Genomic DNA, 20,024 nt, shown 5'->3' on the forward strand with positions numbered 1-20,024 from the left:
CTACGTGATGGGGGAACATGCCTGATTTTGTCGTCGGGATTTGTCTGGAAAATGGGCGACGCTCACTGACGAGCGCTGCCTGCCCAGGGGCTTGCCATGCCGAACAAAGCACTGACCATCCTGATTGCCGATGATCTGCACTTGCAGCGGCTCTACATCGAAAAGATGCTTAACCAGTTGGGGTATTACCGGATCGTGCCGGTGCAAACCTTCGAAGAAGTCCAGATTCTCACCGCCATTCCGGCCGAACCCTTCGATGTGCTGATCATCAATGCGGGGCTGGCGGCCCATGCGCGTGGGCCTCACCCTCAGGCACACCATGTATTGATCTACGACAACCTTGACCTGGGTGGTCCCGTCGGCGCAATGCCGACGGTAGCGGTACGCCTGCCGGGCGTACCGGATAACGTCAATCTCGAACATTTCATGGACATCATCGACCCTCCCGAGGCCATGACCGGCTTGCGGGTTTTGCCGTGGCTAAGGGCGCTGTCCCGCCAACCGGTGGTCGGCGTCTAGGCCCACGTAACTGCCCAAGTGGCTTGTGCCCGATGACGGCCAATCACTGGGTATGGCTGTGTTCACGAAGGCGCTCGGCGGCACTGCGCAGCAACTGCTCGGTGCCCGCCCAACCCAGGCAGCCATCGGTTACCGACACACCGTATTTCATTGACGGGCTCAGAGGCTGGCAACCTTCGAACAGGTGGCTTTCGAGCATCATGCCGATCAGCGACGTATCGCCTTGCAAGCGTTGCTCCAGCACCTCGCTGAACACCGCCGGCTGGCGCAACGGGTCCTTGCCGCTGTTGGCGTGGCTGCAATCGACCATAATGCGTGCCGCCACGCTGGATTTGGCCAGGTCGTGTTTGACTCGGGACACGCTCTGCGCATCGTAGTTTGGCCCGCGGTGACCGCCGCGCAGCACCAGGTGGGTGTCGGGGTTGCCCGACGTCTGGATGATCGCCGGATGGCCCTGGCTGTCGACGCCGAAGTGGCGGTGCGGGTGCGAGGCCGAGCGCATCGCGTCACAGGCAATCGCGACGCCGCCGTCGGTGCCGTTTTTAAAGCCAACGGGCATGCCCAGGCCGCTGGCCATTTCGCGGTGGATCTGCGATTCGGTGGTGCGCGCGCCAATCGCGACCCAACTGAGCAGGTCATCGAAGTAGCCGGCGGCCATGGGTTGCAGCAACTCGGTGGCGACCGGCAAGCCCAGCCGCAGCATTTCGCGCATCAGTTCCCGAGACAGCGCCAGGCCTGCGGCCATGTCGTCGCTGCCATCGAGGTGTGGATCGTAAGCCAGGCCTTTCCAGCCAACGGTCGTGCGCGGTTTTTCGACGTAAGCGCGAATGACCAGCAGCATCTGGTCGCTGACTTCAAGCGCGAGCTTCTTCAGGTTACGCGCGTATTCCAGGGCCGATTGCGGGTCGTGAATCGAGCACGGGCCGACAATCACCAGCAAGCGTGGATCATGACCATTGAGGATGGCGCGCACGGCTTGGCGGTGGGCGTGTACCTGTTCATTGAGGAACGGGCTGAGGGGCAGTTGATGCTTGAGCTCAAGGGCGCTGGGCAGGCGCTGGGTCAGAGCTTCATTGGCGCTGTCCAGGGTGGAGACGGGCAAAGCGGCGACAGAGACGTTCATATTCTGGATTTCCTGGGCAAGCGGCGGGCAATTCCCGCGCGCTTGGCCTACTGGGGTGTTCGACAATTGGCCGTATCGGCTACGTGTGTTGGCTTGCCACCAGGAAGTGACCGGTCGGAGGCGGCAGGCTGTCCCGAACGGAGCTGGCTAAATCGCCATGCAGCGCAAGTGTCGTGGCGGTAATAGGTGATGGTGTTCATGGCGTGATTCCTTAAGTGGTGATCAAAAAATTATCAGGGCCTGAAAAAACAAAACCCCCGGTCGGGGAGCCGACCGGGGGTTAGATTTCTCTGGCAGGCGACCCCTTGAGTAGTGGGCGCCGATTTCAGGTATCAGGCGCGCCAGCGGCTAAACCAATACCCAAAATAAAAGCTGACCAGTGCGCTCGAACCGTTCACACGGGTAGCCGACACCGAGCGCGATGCGCTGGCAGCGGGGCAAACCTGAGTGTGGGTGAGTTGCAACATGGCATGTCTCCAAATTATGCGGGGAGCTTACTAGAGCGGCGCAGGTGTATTCAATCAGTAATTTCTATCGCATGGGGGGACTTACGGCTATGGGGGGAGTGTCGATATGCTGGACGCACTTAAGATTGCCAGGACGCAACCATGACTGCCTTGACCCTTGCTGCGGCGCAAACCCTTTCCGTCGCAGGCGATGTAGCAGCCAACATCGCGCGACATCTCGAGTTCATGCAGGCTGCAGCTGCACAGGGCGTGCAATTGCTAGTGTTTCCAGAGCTGTCGCTGACCGGCTATGAGCCCGCGCTGGCAGCCAAGCTGGCCATTGCGCCTGAAGACCCACTGCTGGCGCCATTACGCGAGATGGCCCGGGAGCTGCAGTTGACGGCGGTGGTGGGTATGCCGATCCGCCTGGCGCCAGAGGCGGATGTGCTGATCGGCGCTTTGGTACTGGGAGCTGACGGCTCGGTGGCGGTCTACACCAAGCAGCATCTGCATCCGGGCGAAGAACTTGCGTTTGCGGCCGGGCAGGGCGGTGCGGCGCTTGAGTGGGGCAAGGATCGTATTGCGCTGGCTGTGTGCGCTGACTTTTCCCACGCCAGTCATCCGCGCCAGGCGGCGCTGGCGGGCGCCACGGTCTATGCCGCAGGCGTATTGATCAGCGAGAGCGGCTACGCCACGGACAGCGCGCTGCTCCAGGGGTATGCGGCCGAGCATCGCCTTCTGGTGTTGATGGCTAACCATGGTGGCCCGTCGGGCGGCTGGGCTTGTGCCGGCCGCAGTGCGATATGGGCGGATGATGGTCGTTTGCTGGCGGCGGTGCCTGGCGTCGGCGAAGCGCTGGCGATTGCCCGTCGCGATGGCGAGCGCTGGGTTGGGCACGTGGTGGCTGTGTAAATGCCTTTCTACCTGCGCGCTGCGACGGACCACGACCTGCCTTTTGCACGATCCCTGACTCACCGGGCGATGGACCGTTACTACGTGCAAAACCAGTTGCTATGGTCCGACGATGGCTTTGATAGGGCCTGGGCTGCTCGGGAAAACTGGCTGATTTACGCGGATGACTGCGTTGCCGGGTTTATCAGCCTGAGCCGTGATAGCAACGCGCTCTATATCCGCGAACTGCATATGCTCGAGGCCTATCGCGGGCTCGGTGCGGGCACCTGGGTGCTGGAGCAGATGGCGCTCAAGGCCCAAGTGCCTGGCCTGTTGCGTTTAACCGTGTTCAAGACCAACCCGGCCAAAAGGCTTTATCAGCGCACGGGGTTCAGCGTTGTCGGTGAAGACGCCGGATTCTGGCGGATGGAACGCGTTTGTCGCTCAACATCCTGTTGACGGTGCCGTTCCTTGATGTTTCAGCCTGGTCTTGTGCAGGGGTACGCATTGCGGGCATAGTTCAAAAAAACCGTTTAATTTGTTTAACGAAGTGATGAGCCTGTCACCTCTTGCGGTGTGCCAAATAGGATCATGCATCCAGATGAGTGGAATCGGTTCGCGTTTAAGGCAAGAAAGAGAGCGACTTGGCCTGTCGCAAAAAGTGTTTGGTGAAATCGGAGGCGTCGAAGCCAACGCCCAGGGCAAATATGAAAGCGGTGGGCGCGCGCCCAAGGCCGACTACTTGTCTCGCGTGGCCAGCAGAGGCGTGGATGTGCTGTACGTGTTGACCGGGACCGCGACGCCGACTCCACTGGAAAATCTGAGCCAGCTTGAAGAAAAAGTGCTGGTTGATTACCGGGCATTGTTCAAGGAAGACCAAGAGGCAATCCGCCGCCTGACGTCGACCCTGGCCGAGCATTCCCTTTCTCGCCATGGAAAAACCAAGCCTGCGCCGCAGGATTCCTGACCTTTTGCCCAGCAAATCCGGCCGTTCGCCGCTCGATAGAGGCGTGCCAAGCGCTCAAACTCCACATATATGACGCTTGCAGCTAGGTCTGCGCCCTGGTTTTTTGCTAAGGTGTTCAGCAACCTATAAGACCATATCGCGAGGTGTCTGCTTGATTAGGGTGCTAGTAGTCGATGACCATGATCTCGTTCGTACAGGCATTACACGAATGCTGGCTGACATCGACGGCCTGCAAGTAGTCGGCCAGGCCGAGTCGGGGGAGGAATCTCTGATCAAGGCCCGGGAATTGAAACCCGATGTGGTGTTGATGGACGTCAAGATGCCGGGGATCGGCGGTCTGGGCGCCACTACCAAATTATTGCGCAGCCATCCGGATATCAAGGTTGTGGTGGTAACGGTGTGCGAGGAAGACCCGTTTCCTACGCGTCTGTTGCAGGCGGGAGCCGCGGGTTACCTCACCAAAGGCGCCGGCCTGGCGGAAATGGTGCAAGCCATTCGCCTGGTATTTGCCGGCCAGCGCTACATCAGCCCGCAGATTGCCCAGCAGTTGGCCATCAAATCCTTCCAGCCCACCAGCGACTCGCCGTTTGACGCGCTGTCGGAGCGGGAAATCCAGATCGCCTTGATGATCGTCGGTTGCCAGAAGGTGCAGTCGATCTCCGATAAGCTGTGCCTCTCGCCCAAGACCGTCAACACCTACCGCTATCGCATCTTCGAGAAACTCGCCATCAGCAGTGATGTTGAATTGACCCTGCTCGCGGTGCGCCACGGCATGGTGGACGCTAGCGCCTGACATGACCACACCGTTTGATCCAAGTGCCTTTCTCTCGACCTGCAGCGGCCGCCCCGGCGTGTACCGTATGTTCGACAGCGAGGCGCGCCTGCTCTACGTGGGCAAGGCCAAGAACCTGAAAAACCGTCTGGCGAGCTATTTTCGCAAGACCGGTCTCGCGACGAAAACCGCCGCCCTGGTTGCGCGTATCGCCCAGGTCGAAACCACCATTACCGCCAATGAAACCGAAGCGCTGCTGCTTGAGCAGACGCTGATCAAGGAATGGCGACCGCCGTATAACATCCTGCTGCGTGACGATAAATCCTACCCCTACGTGTTTTTATCGGATGGCGCCTTCCCGCGCCTGAGCATCCACCGGGGTGCGAAGAAGCAGAAGGGCAAGTATTTCGGGCCTTACCCCAGCGCCGGCGCCATTCGCGAGAGCTTGAGCCTGCTGCAGAAGACGTTTTTTGTGCGCCAGTGTGAAGACAGCTTCTACAAGAACCGTACGCGCCCGTGCCTGCAGTACCAGATCAAGCGCTGCAAGGCGCCCTGTGTGGGCCTGGTGGAGCCGGCGGAGTACGCCGAGGATGTGCGTCACTCGGTGATGTTTCTCGAGGGGCGCAGCAACGCGCTGACCGATGAACTGTCCGGGGCCATGGAGCAGGCGGCCAGTACCCTGGATTTCGAGAAGGCTGCCGAGCTGCGCGACCAGATATCGCTGCTGCGCCGCGTCCAGGACCAGCAGAGCATGGAAGGCGGCACCGGCGACGTCGACGTGATCGCGGCATTCGTCAACCCGGGTGGCGCCTGTGTGCACCTGATCAGCGTGCGTGGCGGGCGGGTGCTGGGCAGCAAGAACTTCTTCCCGCAAACCGGGATCGATGAAGACGTCTCCGAGGTGATGGCCGCGTTTCTCGGCCAATATTATGTGAGCAGTCCTGAGCGCGACTTGCCATCGGAGCTGATCGTCAACGTGGTCCATGAGGATTTCCCGACCCTGATCGAGGCGATCCATGAACTGCGCGGTCGCGAGCTGGACATCAGCCACCGCGTTCGCGGCACCCGTGCCCGCTGGCAGCAGCTGGCCGTGACCAACGCCGAACAGGCCCTGGGCGCGCGCCTGGCCAATCGACAGCACGTTGCCGCGCGCTTCGAAGCCCTGGCCGAGGTGCTCAACCTGGACGAGCCACCCCAGCGCCTGGAGTGCTACGACATCAGCCACTCCAGCGGCGAAGCCACCGTGGCCTCCTGCGTAGTGTTCGGCCCTGAAGGCCCGATCAAGGCCGACTACCGGCGTTACAACATCGAAGGCGTTACCGCCGGCGATGACTACGCCGCCATGCACCAAGCCCTCACGCGGCGCTTCAGCAGATTGAAGGACGGCGAGGGCAAATTGCCCGATATCCTCTTGGTGGACGGCGGCAAGGGCCAGTTATCCATGGCCCGCGACGTCCTCAATGAACTGGCCGTGCCCGACCTGATCCTGCTCGGCGTGGCCAAGGGCGCCACGCGCAAGGCCGGTTTCGAGACGTTGTACTTGAATGATGCCGCGCATGAGTTCACTTTGAAGGGCGACTCCCCGGCGCTGCACCTGATCCAACAGATTCGTGACGAAGCCCACCGCTTCGCCATTACCGGCCACCGTGCACGACGCGGCAAAACCCGCCGAACCTCAACCCTGGAAGGGGTGGCGGGGGTCGGCCCGACGCGGCGTCGCGACTTGCTTAAACATTTTGGTGGCTTGCAGGAGCTCTCCCGTGCCAGCATTGACGAAATAGCCAAAGCACCCGGTATCAGTAAAAAGCTCGCTGAATTGATTTATGCCAATCTGCACAGCGAATAGAATGCCTTCTCACCTCGTAGCCAGTTGTGCCGATGAATATCCCTAATCTGATCACCGTTCTACGCGTCCTGCTTATCCCGATTTTTATCCTGCTGTTCTATTTGCCGTATGAATGGAGCTATGTCGCCTCCAGTTCGGTATTCGCCTTTGCCGCCGCCACCGACTGGCTCGACGGCTACCTGGCGCGCCGCCTGGAGCAAAGCACCCCGTTTGGCGCGTTCCTTGACCCGGTGGCCGACAAACTCATGGTCGCCGTGGCCCTGGTGCTCCTGGTGCAGGAACACGGCAACCTGTGGCTGACCCTACCGGCTGCCGTGATCATCGGTCGCGAGATCGTTGTCTCGGCCCTGCGCGAATGGATGGCCGAAATCGGCGCCCGCGCCCACGTCGCCGTATCGAACATGGGCAAATGGAAAACCGCCGCGCAAATGCTCGCGCTGGTCATCCTGCTGGCCAATCCGTCGGACTTCTCGTTCTGGGTCCTCACCGGCTACGCCTTGTTGCTCATCGCTGCAGGCCTGACGCTGTGGTCCATGCTGCAATACCTGCGCGCCGCCTGGCCCCACCTGCGCACCACCGTTGAAAAGAAATAAACTTTTTTGAATCAAGGGGTTGACGGGTGCTGGGGATTCTATAGAATGCGCATCACCAAGCGGGAATAGCTCAGTTGGTAGAGCACGACCTTGCCAAGGTCGGGGTCGCGAGTTCGAGTCTCGTTTCCCGCTCCAAATATTGCGCTGCAGAGTTCCACTGAATTCTGTAAGTGATTGAAATCAGGGCCTTTAGGCCCTTTTTTCGTTCCAGCGGGAACCACTGAAATCCAGCTCCATCCAGTGCTTTTAAGTCCCGATTTAAGTCCCGAATGAGGATCTTGGATTTGGATGTGCACTGAATCGGTTTTTTGCTGGAGCAGCTTGGATAGCGAGACGAGCATCTGGCCCTGACTCTGTTCAGGAGCTCGCTATGGCACTCTCGGATACTACCGTTCGGCAAGCCCGAATCACCGGCAATGACTACACGATAGGCGACACGGATGGGCTTGCGCTCAACGTGACGGCTCGCGGCGGAAAAATCTGGCGTTTCAGATACTACTGGGCGGGCGTGCAGAAGCGCATGTCTCTGGGTAGCTATCCGCAAATCAGCCTCAAAGAAGCCCGCGTCCGACGTGACGAGGCGCGAGCCTTGGTCGCCCAAGGCATCAATCCCTATGAGCACCGTAAGCAGCAGCGTCGTGCTGTTCGTTTTGCGGCAGAGCACACCTTTGAGGCTGTGTTCAATCAGTGGGTGGAGTTCCGTAGGCTGAGCCTGAAGGAAGGGCGCCAGAGTACGCTCTCGCAAATCCTGCGAATCTTCAATAAGGACGTTCTGCCCACGCTCGGTGTGCGGTCTATCTACGATATCAGTCGTCATGATTTGCTGGATTTGCTGAGCAGGATCGAACAGCGCAAAGCCTTAACGACCGCCGAAAAATGCCGGACCTGGTTCAACCAATTGTTCCGCTATGCGCTGGTGAAGATCGAGGGGCTGGAACACAACCCAGCTTCAGACCTTGATGTGGTTGCACTCCCCAAACCTCCGGTTACGCATAATCCATTTCTTCGTATGGACGAGCTCCCGGCATTGATGGCTGCTCTTCGAAACTACGGTGGCGCCAACCAAACTCGGCTTGGCCTTCGGTTGTTGCTGCTGACCGGTGTCCGCACGGGCGAATTGCGGTTGGCAACACCCGACCAGTTCGATCTGGAGAAACGGTTGTGGGTGATACCCGCGGAGGTGGTGAAACAGCTCCAGCTAGCCATGCGAAAGCCAGGTAAGCAGACCCAAAGTGTACCGCCTTATATCGTGCCGTTGTCGGTTCAGGCTCTGGAGATTGTGCGTCACTTGCTGGAACAGGTTGTCCCCGCACAACGCTACTTGTTTGCGCATCGAAGCGATCTGAGCAAGCGTATCAGTGAGAACACGCTGAATGGCGCGTTACGCCGGATGGGGTACGCCGATCAACTCACCGGTCATGGCATGAGAGCGACGATCTCGACGGCGCTGAACGAGATCGGATACCCGAAGGTGTGGGTGGATGCCCAGCTTTCTCATGCCGATCCAGACAAGGTGAGTGCGGCCTACAATCACGCGGAGTATGTCGAGCAACGCCGGACGATGATGCAGGACTGGGCGAATCGTCTCGATCTTTGGGGGCAGGGCCAGCTGAAAGCGGCAAGCTCTCCGCTTACCATCCGATTGGAGGGGGCCGCTTCGCTGCCGTCGCTGGAAAACGTGAAAACGAATTCCATTCAATTCAACGGCGCCTTTCCGATGACAACCGTCTCGGCGCCCAAGGCTTCGGTTAGCAACGAACCAGCTCTGATTGTGTCGCACCAGCCGCCTGTCGTACCTCTTTCGGCCCCGACTGAAACGCCGCATAAATCTCACGTGTCTGACATCCAGCGCGAACGCGCCGAGATGCTTGCCATTTATGAGGCCGCTAGTAATTTGCCGTTACTGGTTTTCGCGAAATTGGCTGGCAAATCCCGAGATCAGATCAACCGTGATATCAAGGCTCGCCGTCTGCTGTCCCTGAGCCTGGGGAATCGCGGTCAGCGCATTCCGGATTGGCAGCTTGATCCGTTGCGGCATAAGTTGGTACTCGTATTGCTTGAGCGGTTTCCAGATGTAAATGCTTGGACGCTTTATCGGATGCTCTGTGAGCCCCATGAGCGACTAAAAGGCTTTTCACCTATTGATGCTCTTACTCCCGAAAATTTCAATCAAACTACAAGAAAAGTGGTCCAATGCTTAAGCTAAAAACTGTGGTGCTATATCAACGCGGTGACAAGGACTGCGTCGCGTGCTTGAGTGATGAGCGCTCTTGCTATTAGAGCGCTTGTCAAATAATAAAAATTTCAGATTTTAGAAACTCTATAAGCCGGTTGGAATCTTTTCCTGCGGTTTTGAGCCCTCCATCTCTTGTTATAACAAAGCTCGCAACAAAATCCCGAGTGGTTGATTTAAATGTCAATGCCGATATGTAGTAGGCTCTTCCGGCGATCAACTGCTCAACCGTTTCTTTGATGTTCAATCCGCCAGTTGCAGTGATTTTTGCAGAGGTACCCTCGCCAAGGTCTATCTGCGAGATACTTATTGAGGTGTTTTGGAAATTCGAAGCTAAGAAATTATTGGTATAAGTGAGTTTTCTAATGTCCAAAGAGATGGGTTCGATGGAAAAATTAAAACCACTAGCTTCGCCAAGTTTCATTATAAATGTGTTTAAGTTTCTTCCTGGATTGATGATTTCCAAAGTGTTACTGCTAAAAAATATCTTAAACTGTGTGTCCCTATATACGATTCTGCGGGTGGTTATGGTTTCGCCAAATGGATCTTTTTGGGATTCGTCATATTCAATTCTTTCGATATATCTTGCCTCGATTCTATCCTTGCGAAAACTTGAGATTTGAAAACCATCGGAAGAATATTGATTGAACTTTATCTTGTTGATTTTTGAGTTCAAAGTTTCGGCGTCTAAACTAGAGGAAAACTTGTACCATTTTATTCTGGTCATTGCTCGTCTTCCTTTTGGCTGCCATTGGTGTACGAGGTTTGCTCTGTCTTTAAGTTATGGATCACAATTTGAGCTGTCTGCTCAATTAGTGCAATATACTCTCGTTTTTCATCGTCTTTGAATGATCTAATGCTTTTTGTGTATTCAAGGCTGCTAAAGTTGTAATACCCTTTGATACTGAATTTAAAACCTTCCCCAGTTTCAGGTTTCTCAAATCCAGCAAAAAATTCTACTCGCTCTCTTTTTCCTGAAGTTTTATCGGACCTCCATACGATAGAGGCTATGTAGAATCCTCCGTTTTTGAGATCTTGGTATTGTTTAGAGCTGAGAAGGCTTTCTCCACGTAGTGCTGCGTTTTTTACTACGCCTAACATCTCATCCCGGGCTTCATCACTAATGTCCGCTTCCTCCTCGTCATCGCTAGGCAGATTGTTCTTTGTGTGGCTGGACTCAACTTTTATATTGGTAACATTGCTAAGTCTAAATCCGGGTAGTGATGTGATAAGTCGTGTGAAAAATTCAGTTTTTGCGAGATGTCCCGAAATGTCAATTAGCTCAATTTTTAAGATAGGAATGATTTCTTTCTTTTTTCTTCTATCCTGTTTGTTAGTTTTTTTTGCTATAGATTCTCCTTTGCTGTTTGCTGGGAATCTCAAGATTGTATTTTTTGAATTAACCTCAAACTCAATGTCGGCTTCTTTTTTGATGCGTTGCATCAGTCTGCTTTTGGCGTAGTTCAAGTCGGAATATTCTATCTTTACGGTGATCTTGTTTCCGTCTTGAACTATCTTTACTTTCTCATCCTCCTCAGGACTCTCTTGGAACTCCTTGGCAATTTCCTTGATCTCTTCAATAGTCAGACTTCCATTAAGCGTTTCACTCTTGATTTTGTCACTTCTATTGTTTTGCTCACGCCTAGAGAGCAAAACATTCAGGTCGTAATAATCATGCGGGAGAAGTGAGATTTTTTCTGCAAGATCATCTCTATCTTCATTTGCAGAGTAGAAAATCCCTTTGTCTTTTGCGAGCTCTAAAAGAACGTGTTCAGTTAATCGTTGCTTGGCTGATTTTAGAACGTCAAAAATTTCTTTATCAGTAGCACAATAATAGAGTGGATTTTTTTTATCAGTCATCACGCATACCTATTTCGACCTCTGAAAATGTTTGGGTGGTAGTCGTCATTTGGGAGAATTCTATGCTGTTCAATATTTTTCCGATTTCTCCACCGCCGCAACGTTCCGCATATTCGTCGACAGCTAGCTTGAATTTAGCGTTTGCTGATTGATGGGGGTCAAGAATTTTTATTGTCACTTTGTTTCCGCTGACTAGAACCTGATAATGCATAAGGCAGTCGATCAGGTATAAAAACTCGGCTTGTTCAAAGCCTCGTTTCCTATAAAAGATTACAAAATCATTTTTGGGAGCGTCGGGAACCATAGAGTACTGCATGATGATCCAAGAAGAGGTAAGCATTTCAAGTGTGGCAGCTGGGGCCTTTTCAAGCTTAACGTTTTTTTTGTTTGATAGATGAGGGTAGAAAAATTTGCATTGATTGCGAGATGGTAAGTCTTCACTGCCTCGCATTCTAAGTATTTCATCCTTGACATTGTTAAGCCAGAATATATCCGCAGGGCTTAGTACGACGAGCTTAGAACCTTTGGGGATGTTGAGCTCTTCGCTTTTTATATTTTCAATTCTTTTGGAGAAATCCGCATCGAACTTCCCATCATGGTTGTAAATAAAAAGCAATCCGCAGATATTTTTTGCGACATGTTCGTGAGTGTATTCAGATTGCCACGGTTGGCTTTTTTCTGCACACTCCAAGCTGTTGGCCAAACTCTTTACGGCCACTTTAACTTTTTCAGTCGTAATTGTTTCTTTCTTGTAGCTTTTTAGGTCGCAGTTGATATAGGTTCGAGCTTGTGAATACGGCTCTTCGTACCAAAAAACAATATCGGTTGGGTGGGTCGAAACGCTATGTTTTTCAGGTTCTTCGCAAGTCCAGTTCCTATCGTGCGGGCCAACTCTGTTCCATAAAAACTCTCCGAATATACCTTTCGAGAGTATTTCCGCCATTTTTGCAATATTAGCTGTCTCAGCCATGTCATTCCTTGATTATTGATTTTAAAATATCACTGTACTGTCTCATTGCTATTGCGTCCATCGTAGTTAAGTCGATTCTAAAGCTCTAGGCAAGTCCGGAGGCGCACGCCTATGAAGTTTCAGGAGTGTGCCGCACGACGGTTCGGGAGGAGGCACTGGAGGCCTATCGGGAGGAGTCTGGAGGGCGCCAATTTTTATGGTGACGTTGTCGAAATCTCTACATTTAGGTACTGCCGGTTATTTCTAGGAACGGGTTATCCTCTGGTAGTTTCTCGAATAGGTAGTCGGGGCTTTGTAAGATATATCCTTGTATTTTCGAGGTTTTTCGTGGCCCCCTCACCGTACATACCCAGATATTCATACCGTTGCCACGCTTTCTATGAACCCTCAGTTTCTCAAACTGCTTCTGCACCCAACGCCATTCTTCGATCTCTTGGCAGGCGCCCAGAGAGATGCCGGGGAACTCCTGCGTATAGCGTTGAAAGAGACCAGGGGTGACCAGAAATACGTTCCCACCCACCGTGTGGATTTTGGCCTTGCTGTCATTGATGATCAGCCTGTGACTCCGGATGCCTTCTTTGACCCAATTCAGGAATGCCTGGCCAGGGTCATCCGACGAGGGATTTGAGATTTCGAGAATGTGTGCTGACGATTCGTCGCTGACCTCAGGCTCTTCCAGCTCGAACATATCCAACAGCGTGCCGAGAGAGTCAGCGTCTTCCATCGCCATGGGATTTGTCAGCGAAGAGCTTTGACGCGATCCATTACTGACAGTCTTAGGCGCTGGAGGTGATGCCGAAGCGTCAGACGGATGGTCATCGGTTACCACGCTCACTGTTCCGCTGAAAGTCTCAGGCCGGTCTTCGTTCCCCCAAATCAGTGCCGGTTGAAGGCGCAGAAAGGTGAAATGCTGCTGCCAATTTCCCTGTGCCACAAGCGCGGTCCAGATGGCTTTTCCTTCCGGCGTGGACTCAACCAATCCGTGCGACTGCAGCTCATCGAACACTGCGAGGTTGGACGAGGGAATGCCCTCAATCGATTGCGACAGTAGATAGGCTCGCAGCTTGTCCGTGACCGTCTTGTTGACGAGCCAGAGCGCGTCCTGGGTCAGCCATCCCGCGGCACCTGGCTGGTTGAGTTTCAGTTCGTGCTGAACCAGATGACGCAATCCGCTGATCAAGTGATGTTGCAGCGAATGAATCGGTGCTTGCAGCGCCTTGCTCGGGTTACCACCGATGTTCTGTGCGGTGGAAACGCGGTCGGCCTGCATCACCAACTCACCGAGCACGCCGGCACGTTCGTACTGGCCCGCCAGGACATACAGCAGATTGGCCCACAGAGGCGGAAATCCACTGAGCCAATCGAGAATTGGCCGGTCGATAATCTGGTTGTAGAGCAAGCCTGCGGCCGCGCCGTGCAAGTGGTAGTCGCGCCCCTTGAGATAGCGGAAACGATACGGCTGATCCAGGGAACCCTGCCAAGGATGCCAAACACGGCCATCCTGGCGTTCGACAAACAGGTCCACGGCAATCTTGCCGATGTCATGGAGCAACGCGCCATAGGCGATGCCAGCGGACCAAGCGTCAGTCTGGGCGGCCTGGTCTTCGGGCGCCGCACCAGTGGGAAGCAGATAGGATTGGCGCAGTTTCAAACTGCAGGCGACCAGTTCCAGTCCATGGTCGAGCATGCCGCCGAGATACGCATGGTGGTGCGTCTCGCTGGCCGGGAGTTGCTGGACCTGTTCGGCGTAGCGATGGATCGGATTTAAATAGAGCTGGATGAACTGCGCGTGGGAGAGGGCGGTGTACTGCCAGATGCGATCGAGCAGCTGGCGGCGGTGCTCCGCGGCTAACAAGTTGTGAGCCGACTCGATGGACAGGTAACCTTCGGCGACGTTGACGGTCGGTGGCAGAGGGGGCTTCTGCCTTTTGCGGCGAAACAGGCTGAGCATCGTGACCTCCGGAAAGTGGCTGGGTCAGTGGCCTTTTAGCCTTTTCGGATAGCGCTCTTACCCTTGAGTCCCCATTCCCTTCCAACCCTTACCCGTCCTTTTGGCTCGTGTCCCTTTGCATGGCAATCGGAATATGGATACGGCTAGGCATCGTTTTGTTGGGGCTAGTACGGCAAAGACAAGAGTCGGTACACTGCGGTGCATATTTTTTGGGTCTAGCCATGAACCTCACTGACGCCACGCTCGTGCTGCTGCTCGCGGCACGTATCCATGGGACCGACGAAGCCGTCCGGGCCTCGGCGAAGAGCGTGGTCAAGAAGTTACCGCGCAGTAAACGCGATCTGATCTACAAGGTGATCGATAGCCGGAGTCCGCTCGAGCTGGTGGATTTTCTGGCGCAGAACCTGGATGCGGAATGACAGGCTGCGGGTGTGTGCCCATCCCTGACTCTTTGCGTCAGTGCCGGCGGCAAAAGTTTTTTTCTGGGCGCAGAAAAAAGGGTCCAACTCGTGTTGGACCCTGTGAGGCGTTTGCAGCGGAGAGGTAACGATCAAGCTCCATCGTTCATGCAGAGTGAGTCGTCCAAGACCGCTCGCTTCAGTTGCTGCTCCAGGTTGAGTACATATTCCGAGGCGCTTCGGGCCTGACCACTGGCGCGAAAGATCGCGCGTTTGTCAGCCTTGAGCAGGCCGAGCCAGGAGTCGATATAGCCCTCGTGCCGCACCTCTCCCTGAATGCCGGCGTAAGCACATAAAAAAGCAGCGCCCATTTCGGCGATCAACTCCTCAAACGCGTAGCCTGGCGAGCCGAACGGACAGGATGAAGTCACCCCCTCGCGCTGCAACCGAGCGTGATGCCCGGTCCAGTGCGTCAGCTCGTGAAGTGCGGTGGCGTAGTACCCACCTTCATCGTGAAATTGCGCTTTTGTCGGTAGTTGGATGAGATCCCTGATCGGGTGGTAAAAGGCTTCGTCGGCAGATCGATGAACGATGTGTGCACCCGAACTTAACAGCAGATTCTCCGCGGCGCCGTTGGGCTGGAAGGGATCACTCTGTTCCGTCTCGATCAGGGTGTCATTGAGCATTTCGAGCCCTTCCGTTTGCTCGATGTTGAACAGAAAATGTGTCCTGAGAATGCCGAAGTGAGCGACCTTGGGCTGACCGTTTTCATCGAGTACGGGTTGGCCTGACTCGGTCTGTTCCTCGCGCTCCATCGGCTTGTAGAGTACCGCCAGGGCGCTGTGCTCACCCTTACGGATGTGCCCGCCGGCCTTTTTGGCTTGATTGAAGGTCAGCCAACGATCTTGAGTGAATCCCCGCAACCTGGCCTCGGCCCAGAGCAGCGGTAAATTGATGCCCGAATACGGACGTCGCGTGATGGCGTTGATGGGGTAGGGTTGATGATGACCGACGTCAGCGGAGCCACTTGAGGACCAGGGTTTGATCCAGGGAGCAACGCCTTGGACTAACGCGGTAACGATCTTGTCAGTTACGTCTTGGTAGATATCGCGCATGGCAATTTCCTCGAGAGAAAAACGGAGGAACGCCTTGCCCGTCGGGGGAGGGTTCCCCGGTTGGGTGATGGGTTGGATTGATGCAGGTCTTGCATGCCGTCCAAATGTGGAGGTGGGCGCCGCCAATTGCGCTTAGAGCAGGTGTTCTCCTGCAAGCGCTATCAACAAGGCGTCAGGCTGGTCCGGCTCTTGGAGCAGACTGAGGCTCAGTTGCAGCAGCGGGTCATGGTGTGGATGACCCGTTGGCGCGATGTGGGCTACCTCGAACAGCACATAGGGCTCGTGTGGATAGGCCAGGTGAGCCTCGAAAGCTGCGCGCAATACGTGGCTCAGCCGATCGACCTGCAGCCTCTCAGGACGACCTGAACGCTCGAGCAGTACTGCGCATTGCCACGCGCCAGCGTGAACACAATGGGCAACCGAAGGGTGTTCAGTGTTTCCGGTGTAAGTGAGTCGGGCATGGAATGTCTCCGTTGAAACGCGAAGAAACCTGTCCCGTGGGGGAAAGAATTTCCCCGCTGTGGGTTGAAGAAAAACAAGAAGGTTTGCCTGGCGAGCAGAGCTCGAAAGGCGCTCAGGAGAGCAGTAGGCGTTCATCACCGTAGAAACGGTCACCGTGCGAGCCACCGAACGCTAATCGCACTTGGGGAGAACCATCACCGAAGTGACGTAGCCTTGAAGGTTCTGGCTACCTGGGAAAATGCTGTCGATAACAGCGATCCGTACCCGGGTTTAGCCGAGCTGTTCGCGAATAGCAACGAGATAAACCAACGCTTTAGACGAACTGAGTCTACTGAAAGCCAGCCTTGTTTTTCGACCGGATTGACTGACAAACGGTTAGGCTTGGAGCGCTACCGGCAAGCTTCTAAAGGGCGTGATACTAGGGTGATGATGTTCAATGAAGTTGTATGAAAATGTGGTTATCGGAAATTTTCTCTACGGGCTGGGGTTCGCTCTTGGTTCACAGCTGAGATCCGGTCAGTTACCAAGTATGGTGAACTTGCTTCAACAAACGCCAGACGATAAACGATTGGGGGATTTGCTGATGGCATTCCCTGGCACAGTACGTTTGATCGAGTTTAAGACTGAGGCTAACAAGTCAAAAAAAGAGGCTGGTCGTCACCAGTTTCTATCTCGAATTTTTTCCGAAAAATTGGACGAATTGCCTGACCTGCCAGGTACTTCGCGGCGGGTGCATTGGTACATCGAAACGGCGCCTCTTCCCAGCGCTGCACTGTCGGCACGCATTGAGCCCTATCTCGATGCATTTGGCGAAGGCGCCAGGCAACGGCCTAAGTCAAGCGAGAGGTTCCAAAATTTTATCGAGGAGCTGGCTGCTGGCATTCTGCAACGCAGATCGGCTGAGATTACAAGGGCTGAGCGCGACTACATCGATCTGGTGCGGCTTGCTCAAGGGCCAGAGGAGACCGGAACAGGCGGATTGGTGCTGGTGGCCGGCAGCGGTGGAGGTCTGCATTTCGCCGCCTTACAGGATTTGATGGATTTGAACCTGTCCCACAAACAATGGATCGAGTACAGCCAGGAGCGATATCTTTCCCTTCAGAGAGAGATGAAGCAACCAGATCACGAGATGCCCGATCTAAAAGGTCCAACTTTAGGAAGATATTGATGGCCGGAACAAGTCAAGAGCAAGCGCACGATCGAAATTTTCAGGCCCTCTTTGGCGCGGCTCGCAAAGTTCTCGAAGCTGTAGAGATCGATGAGAGCAAGTCTCGACGGGCTACTGAGGCGTTGCGTGAGCTGCAGGATAGCGTCGAAAAGAAGCTGGTTCGACTGGAGGCGGGCGTCAAACAGAGCATCGAGAGTTCTGCACAGTCAACTGCGAATCAAGCCGCTGAGCTGTTGAGCAAGAGATTCACGGAGGCAGATGCTGCCGCTCAGCGGGCTGCTGAACTGTACAACATGGCAGCAAAGAAATTGAATAGCAGGCGTTGGCTCTACTTCCTGTCGGCGCAGGCTACGATCCTTACATTGGTAGTAGTGTCTCTCTATCTGTGGGTGCCGTCGTTAGACGAAATAAAAGCGCGTCGAGGCGAGGTGGCGAGGCTGGACGAATTACGCAGTCGGGTTGAGTGGTCGAAATGCAACGTTGGGAATGGTCAGACGCGCGATTGCATACGCACGGACGAATCGGAGCATGCGGACTTTTTCGAAGACCGCACAAAAAAGGGCAAGACCTATCGCATACCGAAAGGTTACTAGCCGTTTACGGGTCCTATTCTTGGCGGACTAGGATATGGGGGCTGTTTTCAACGCGCAGCCCATATCAACGCTCGCGGCGCCGTCTGAGCAAACTGATAAACGGTCAGATATCGACCGCTTTCAGTAGTAGGCTAATACTCTTGCCTCAACCATGAAAACGCTCAGAAGAGGGCGAGACCATGCCGACTCAGCAACCTGTTCAAAGTTTACGTGCCCACCGCTGGGCGTACGCCTGTGGTCTGTCGGTGAAGCGTGGTTATCGTAAGGTGAAAGCGTTTGAATCCCGCGTGGTTGAGAGTGCGGAGACGGCAGGAATGCCCGCAGGTAAATTACTTGTTCGCGGGAGTTTTCTAGTTATCAAGTTGGCAATAGCCGCCGGACTCCTTCTAGTTAGCTTATGGTTCACAGTGTCGGTGATGATCCTTATTGTCTTGTGTTGGGCCATCGCCAATGGAACGCCTATCAAACCTAAGGATGCTCTCCGGTACAAGGCATATGGCGACCCATATGGTGAGTATGAGTATGGCCGCGCACCCGGTCAGCCTGATTTAAAAGACCTGTAGTGGAGTTCTTCACCCCTTCCTTAAGGCTTTTCCAGCAGATATCAGAGCTCCAGCGCCCCTTGCACCGGCGTCCTGCGCTTGAGCTGCTCCTTTGCTAAGCATGCCGTCGGCAATTGAGCCAACGCTATATCCTGCCCAGCTCATTGCAGCCAAAAACAACATCGGAAGCACGACGAACATTGCCCCCATCACGTACTCGATCACCTGCGCGGTGACCGTCCCATCCATAAGTCCGGATGTGGGCAGCGACAACAGCACCTGATTTGAAGCCGAAACCTGGTTGTACAAGGTATCGAGCATACTGGAGTCGACCCAACGCGCCAGTTCCCACCAGAAGCTCAGCATGTGTAAGGTGAACAGCGCGAACGTCACGGTCATGACGGTCTTCAACTGGTAGGTACTGACCAACAGAATCAGCGGCAAGCTGATGATGACGCCCATGATCAGGAAAGCCTGCACCATCGGTAGGGCGGCGCGTAGCGCATTCATCGCCGGAAAGTTGCTGAAGGAGCCGAGGGCCAGCCCGGTGTTGGTAGCCAGGTTATTGAGACTCTGATTGATTGAGCCCCCGCGGGCGCTGGAGCCATAGTCCTGGTACACCTGTCCGGGCGACATGGACATCGTTTGCTGGCGCGGGCTGACCAGTTCGCGCAGGGTGGCATCTTCGATCTCGTTGCTCGAGCGGCCAGTCAACCAACCTTTCAGCTGAGTCAGCAGCGATGGATCGACCTGCTCGATCAAGCGCTCGCGCAACCCGACACCGCTGTCGCTCCACCACTGCTTGCAGGTGGGGTAGCCCGCACCATTTTCTAACCGCGGCAAGGATACATCGCGGTTGTCGTCATACGGCCAATTGACGCGCGGTGTGCGTGAACGATCCGTATCGTAGTAGCCGGGCGTATCGAGCAAATAGCTTGAGCCGATCCAGGAGGCGTCATGACTTTGTGCCTTGTCCAACTGCGGACGGTTGGTGAACAGCCGAGAACGGGAATAGCCGTAGCAGTCGCGGGTGAAATCGGCGACCTCTTGCAGCAGCACCTGGCTGTCGATGCGCGAGCTGTCGATCTCCATGCGCATTTGCCGGATATCCGGTGCGCAGGGGATGGAAGCGGTGGCCGCCGCGGTCACGCCTTTGCTCAAGGCATGCACCAGAAACCACCAGATCGGTACGTTGGCGGAGCGTTCGCCGATAGTATTGAAGGTCATCCCCCAGGCGGTTTCCGTCGGTTGGGCCACACTGACGCCGCAGCGCTGGCTTGCCGCATCATTGAACGCCATTGATGAGAGGCTCAACGGAAACACAGGCGCGCAACCGAACAAGACGACGATGTAGGCCAGCCACAAACGGTTCTCTATCCGTGGCACCGAGAGCAGCCCCTTGTTACCTTCGTCCGCGCCTTGCTGACGGGCCGACAACCATTCCTGGAGGATGATTGCACCAAAGGGCGCGGCGAACAGCCCGGTGTCGGACAGGACACTCCAGAGGCCGTTGTTGATGATCCAGGCCAGCAGAGAGAGGTAAAACTCCAGGTAGCTGTTGGTGCTCATAAGCAT

At 55.2% G+C, this 20,024-nt stretch carries 19 protein-coding genes, 1 tRNA gene and 1 pseudogene; 13 read left to right on the top strand and 8 right to left on the bottom strand.

Annotation, left to right across the window (positions count from 1 at the left end):
- The first annotated feature begins 96 nt into the window (after positions 1-96).
- Positions 97-519 carry a chemotaxis protein CheY gene (locus C4J88_RS09580; protein ID WP_124406833.1) on the top strand — a complete coding sequence of 141 codons (423 nt, stop codon included), beginning with the start codon at positions 97-99 and terminating at the stop codon, positions 517-519.
- A 43-nt stretch (positions 520-562) separates the two neighbouring features.
- On the opposite strand, the gene C4J88_RS09585 is transcribed toward C4J88_RS09580, so the two are convergent.
- Complete coding sequence (locus C4J88_RS09585; protein ID WP_124406834.1) at positions 563-1,642, bottom strand: 3-deoxy-7-phosphoheptulonate synthase; 1,080 nt, start codon at positions 1,640-1,642, stop codon at positions 563-565.
- A 608-nt stretch (positions 1,643-2,250) separates the two neighbouring features.
- Between C4J88_RS09585 and C4J88_RS09590 the strand changes: the two genes are divergently transcribed.
- From C4J88_RS09590 to C4J88_RS09625, 8 genes are all read left to right on the top strand, one after another.
- Positions 2,251-3,000: a carbon-nitrogen hydrolase family protein gene (locus tag C4J88_RS09590; protein ID WP_124406835.1), complete on the top strand. Its 750-nt coding sequence runs from the start codon at positions 2,251-2,253 to the stop codon at positions 2,998-3,000.
- Positions 3,001-3,438, top strand: coding sequence for a GNAT family N-acetyltransferase (locus C4J88_RS09595; RefSeq protein ID WP_124406836.1), 438 nt, complete (start codon positions 3,001-3,003; stop codon positions 3,436-3,438).
- A 142-nt stretch (positions 3,439-3,580) separates the two neighbouring features.
- The gene (locus C4J88_RS09600; RefSeq protein ID WP_124366573.1) at positions 3,581-3,946 is read left to right on the top strand and encodes a helix-turn-helix domain-containing protein; all 366 of its coding nucleotides are present in this window, start codon (positions 3,581-3,583) and stop codon (positions 3,944-3,946) included.
- Between the two features lie 151 nt (positions 3,947-4,097).
- The gene (gene uvrY, locus C4J88_RS09605; RefSeq protein WP_017530522.1) at positions 4,098-4,739 is read left to right on the top strand and encodes a UvrY/SirA/GacA family response regulator transcription factor; all 642 of its coding nucleotides are present in this window, start codon (positions 4,098-4,100) and stop codon (positions 4,737-4,739) included.
- A 1-nt stretch (position 4,740) separates the two neighbouring features.
- Positions 4,741-6,564, top strand: coding sequence for an excinuclease ABC subunit UvrC (gene uvrC, locus C4J88_RS09610; protein WP_124406837.1), 1,824 nt, complete (start codon positions 4,741-4,743; stop codon positions 6,562-6,564).
- Between the two features lie 32 nt (positions 6,565-6,596).
- The gene (pgsA, locus tag C4J88_RS09615; protein WP_034119069.1) at positions 6,597-7,157 is read left to right on the top strand and encodes a CDP-diacylglycerol--glycerol-3-phosphate 3-phosphatidyltransferase; all 561 of its coding nucleotides are present in this window, start codon (positions 6,597-6,599) and stop codon (positions 7,155-7,157) included.
- Between the two features lie 59 nt (positions 7,158-7,216).
- Positions 7,217-7,292: transfer RNA gene (locus C4J88_RS09620), tRNA-Gly, on the top strand.
- A gap of 235 nt (positions 7,293-7,527) precedes the next feature.
- The gene (locus C4J88_RS09625) at positions 7,528-9,363 is read left to right on the top strand and encodes an integrase arm-type DNA-binding domain-containing protein (protein ID WP_124362156.1); all 1,836 of its coding nucleotides are present in this window, start codon (positions 7,528-7,530) and stop codon (positions 9,361-9,363) included.
- 82 nt (positions 9,364-9,445) lie between these two features.
- On the opposite strand, the gene C4J88_RS09630 is transcribed toward C4J88_RS09625, so the two are convergent.
- The 4 genes from C4J88_RS09630 to mobH all read right to left on the bottom strand — a co-directional run bounded on the left by C4J88_RS09630 (position 9,446) and on the right by mobH (position 14,171).
- Positions 9,446-10,117, bottom strand: a complete 672-nt coding sequence (locus C4J88_RS09630; protein ID WP_124403688.1) for a hypothetical protein — start codon at positions 10,115-10,117, stop codon at positions 9,446-9,448.
- Complete coding sequence (locus C4J88_RS09635) at positions 10,114-11,250, bottom strand: hypothetical protein (RefSeq protein ID WP_124406838.1); 1,137 nt, start codon at positions 11,248-11,250, stop codon at positions 10,114-10,116. Before C4J88_RS09635 ends, C4J88_RS09630 begins: the two co-directional genes overlap by 4 nt.
- Positions 11,243-12,220: a hypothetical protein gene (locus tag C4J88_RS09640; RefSeq protein WP_124362159.1), complete on the bottom strand. Its 978-nt coding sequence runs from the start codon at positions 12,218-12,220 to the stop codon at positions 11,243-11,245. Before C4J88_RS09640 ends, C4J88_RS09635 begins: the two co-directional genes overlap by 8 nt.
- Positions 12,221-12,443: 223 nt before the next feature.
- Complete coding sequence (gene mobH / locus C4J88_RS09645) at positions 12,444-14,171, bottom strand: MobH family relaxase (RefSeq protein ID WP_124403691.1); 1,728 nt, start codon at positions 14,169-14,171, stop codon at positions 12,444-12,446.
- A gap of 221 nt (positions 14,172-14,392) precedes the next feature.
- Between mobH and C4J88_RS09650 the strand changes: the two genes are divergently transcribed.
- The gene (locus tag C4J88_RS09650) at positions 14,393-14,590 is read left to right on the top strand and encodes a hypothetical protein (RefSeq protein WP_007901093.1); all 198 of its coding nucleotides are present in this window, start codon (positions 14,393-14,395) and stop codon (positions 14,588-14,590) included.
- A 131-nt stretch (positions 14,591-14,721) separates the two neighbouring features.
- Here the strand turns inward: C4J88_RS09650 and C4J88_RS09655 are convergent, their stop codons facing one another.
- Together C4J88_RS09655 and C4J88_RS09660 are read right to left on the bottom strand one after the other, a co-directional pair.
- The gene (locus tag C4J88_RS09655) at positions 14,722-15,684 is read right to left on the bottom strand and encodes an ArdC family protein (RefSeq protein ID WP_124403692.1); all 963 of its coding nucleotides are present in this window, start codon (positions 15,682-15,684) and stop codon (positions 14,722-14,724) included.
- Positions 15,685-15,816: 132 nt separating this feature from the next.
- Positions 15,817-16,145 (bottom strand): annotated as a pseudogene (locus tag C4J88_RS09660) (hypothetical protein).
- Positions 16,146-16,582: 437 nt separating this feature from the next.
- Here C4J88_RS09660 and C4J88_RS09665 point away from each other — a divergent pair.
- The 3 genes from C4J88_RS09665 (at position 16,583) to C4J88_RS09675 (ending at position 18,470) form a co-directional block, all read left to right on the top strand.
- A complete protein-coding gene (locus tag C4J88_RS09665) occupies positions 16,583-17,314 on the top strand; it encodes a hypothetical protein (protein ID WP_011334428.1) in 732 nt (243 codons plus the stop codon).
- Positions 17,314-17,907 (top strand): hypothetical protein, encoded by a 594-nt coding sequence (locus C4J88_RS09670; RefSeq protein WP_124403693.1) that lies wholly within the window; start codon positions 17,314-17,316, stop codon positions 17,905-17,907. Before C4J88_RS09665 ends, C4J88_RS09670 begins: the two co-directional genes overlap by 1 nt.
- 179 nt (positions 17,908-18,086) lie before the next feature.
- Positions 18,087-18,470 carry a DUF3742 family protein gene (locus C4J88_RS09675; RefSeq protein ID WP_124403694.1) on the top strand — a complete coding sequence of 128 codons (384 nt, stop codon included), beginning with the start codon at positions 18,087-18,089 and terminating at the stop codon, positions 18,468-18,470.
- 9 nt (positions 18,471-18,479) lie between these two features.
- Here C4J88_RS09675 and C4J88_RS09680 read toward each other — a convergent pair whose 3' ends face one another.
- On the bottom strand, positions 18,480-20,024 hold the full coding sequence (locus C4J88_RS09680; RefSeq protein ID WP_124403695.1) for a conjugal transfer protein TraG N-terminal domain-containing protein: 1,545 nt from the start codon (positions 20,022-20,024) through the stop codon (positions 18,480-18,482).

It is taken from the genome of Pseudomonas sp. R4-39-08 (assembly GCF_003852275.1).
In the GTDB taxonomy this organism is placed as follows: domain Bacteria; phylum Pseudomonadota; class Gammaproteobacteria; order Pseudomonadales; family Pseudomonadaceae; genus Aquipseudomonas.

What these genes read in the sequence shown, in the direction of transcription:
- C4J88_RS09595 (WP_124406836.1), top strand. Translation starts at nt 3,001, where the DNA reads ATGCCTTTCTACCTGCGCGCTGCGACGGACCACGACCTGCCTTTTGCA.
- C4J88_RS09680 (WP_124403695.1), bottom strand. Translation starts at nt 20,024, where the DNA reads ATGCTTATGAGCACCAACAGCTACCTGGAGTTTTACCTCTCTCTGCTG.
- C4J88_RS09640 (WP_124362159.1), bottom strand. Translation starts at nt 12,220, where the DNA reads ATGGCTGAGACAGCTAATATTGCAAAAATGGCGGAAATACTCTCGAAA.
- C4J88_RS09635 (WP_124406838.1), bottom strand. Translation starts at nt 11,250, where the DNA reads ATGACTGATAAAAAAAATCCACTCTATTATTGTGCTACTGATAAAGAA.
- C4J88_RS09590 (WP_124406835.1), top strand. Translation starts at nt 2,251, where the DNA reads ATGACTGCCTTGACCCTTGCTGCGGCGCAAACCCTTTCCGTCGCAGGC.
- pgsA (WP_034119069.1), top strand. Translation starts at nt 6,597, where the DNA reads ATGAATATCCCTAATCTGATCACCGTTCTACGCGTCCTGCTTATCCCG.
- mobH (WP_124403691.1), bottom strand. Translation starts at nt 14,171, where the DNA reads ATGCTCAGCCTGTTTCGCCGCAAAAGGCAGAAGCCCCCTCTGCCACCG.
- C4J88_RS09630 (WP_124403688.1), bottom strand. Translation starts at nt 10,117, where the DNA reads ATGACCAGAATAAAATGGTACAAGTTTTCCTCTAGTTTAGACGCCGAA.
- C4J88_RS09580 (WP_124406833.1), top strand. Translation starts at nt 97, where the DNA reads ATGCCGAACAAAGCACTGACCATCCTGATTGCCGATGATCTGCACTTG.
- C4J88_RS09585 (WP_124406834.1), bottom strand. Translation starts at nt 1,642, where the DNA reads ATGAACGTCTCTGTCGCCGCTTTGCCCGTCTCCACCCTGGACAGCGCC.
- C4J88_RS09670 (WP_124403693.1), top strand. Translation starts at nt 17,314, where the DNA reads ATGGCCGGAACAAGTCAAGAGCAAGCGCACGATCGAAATTTTCAGGCC.
- C4J88_RS09625 (WP_124362156.1), top strand. Translation starts at nt 7,528, where the DNA reads ATGGCACTCTCGGATACTACCGTTCGGCAAGCCCGAATCACCGGCAAT.
- C4J88_RS09650 (WP_007901093.1), top strand. Translation starts at nt 14,393, where the DNA reads ATGAACCTCACTGACGCCACGCTCGTGCTGCTGCTCGCGGCACGTATC.
- C4J88_RS09665 (WP_011334428.1), top strand. Translation starts at nt 16,583, where the DNA reads ATGAAGTTGTATGAAAATGTGGTTATCGGAAATTTTCTCTACGGGCTG.
- C4J88_RS09655 (WP_124403692.1), bottom strand. Translation starts at nt 15,684, where the DNA reads ATGCGCGATATCTACCAAGACGTAACTGACAAGATCGTTACCGCGTTA.
- C4J88_RS09600 (WP_124366573.1), top strand. Translation starts at nt 3,581, where the DNA reads ATGAGTGGAATCGGTTCGCGTTTAAGGCAAGAAAGAGAGCGACTTGGC.
- C4J88_RS09675 (WP_124403694.1), top strand. Translation starts at nt 18,087, where the DNA reads ATGCCGACTCAGCAACCTGTTCAAAGTTTACGTGCCCACCGCTGGGCG.
- uvrC (WP_124406837.1), top strand. Translation starts at nt 4,741, where the DNA reads ATGACCACACCGTTTGATCCAAGTGCCTTTCTCTCGACCTGCAGCGGC.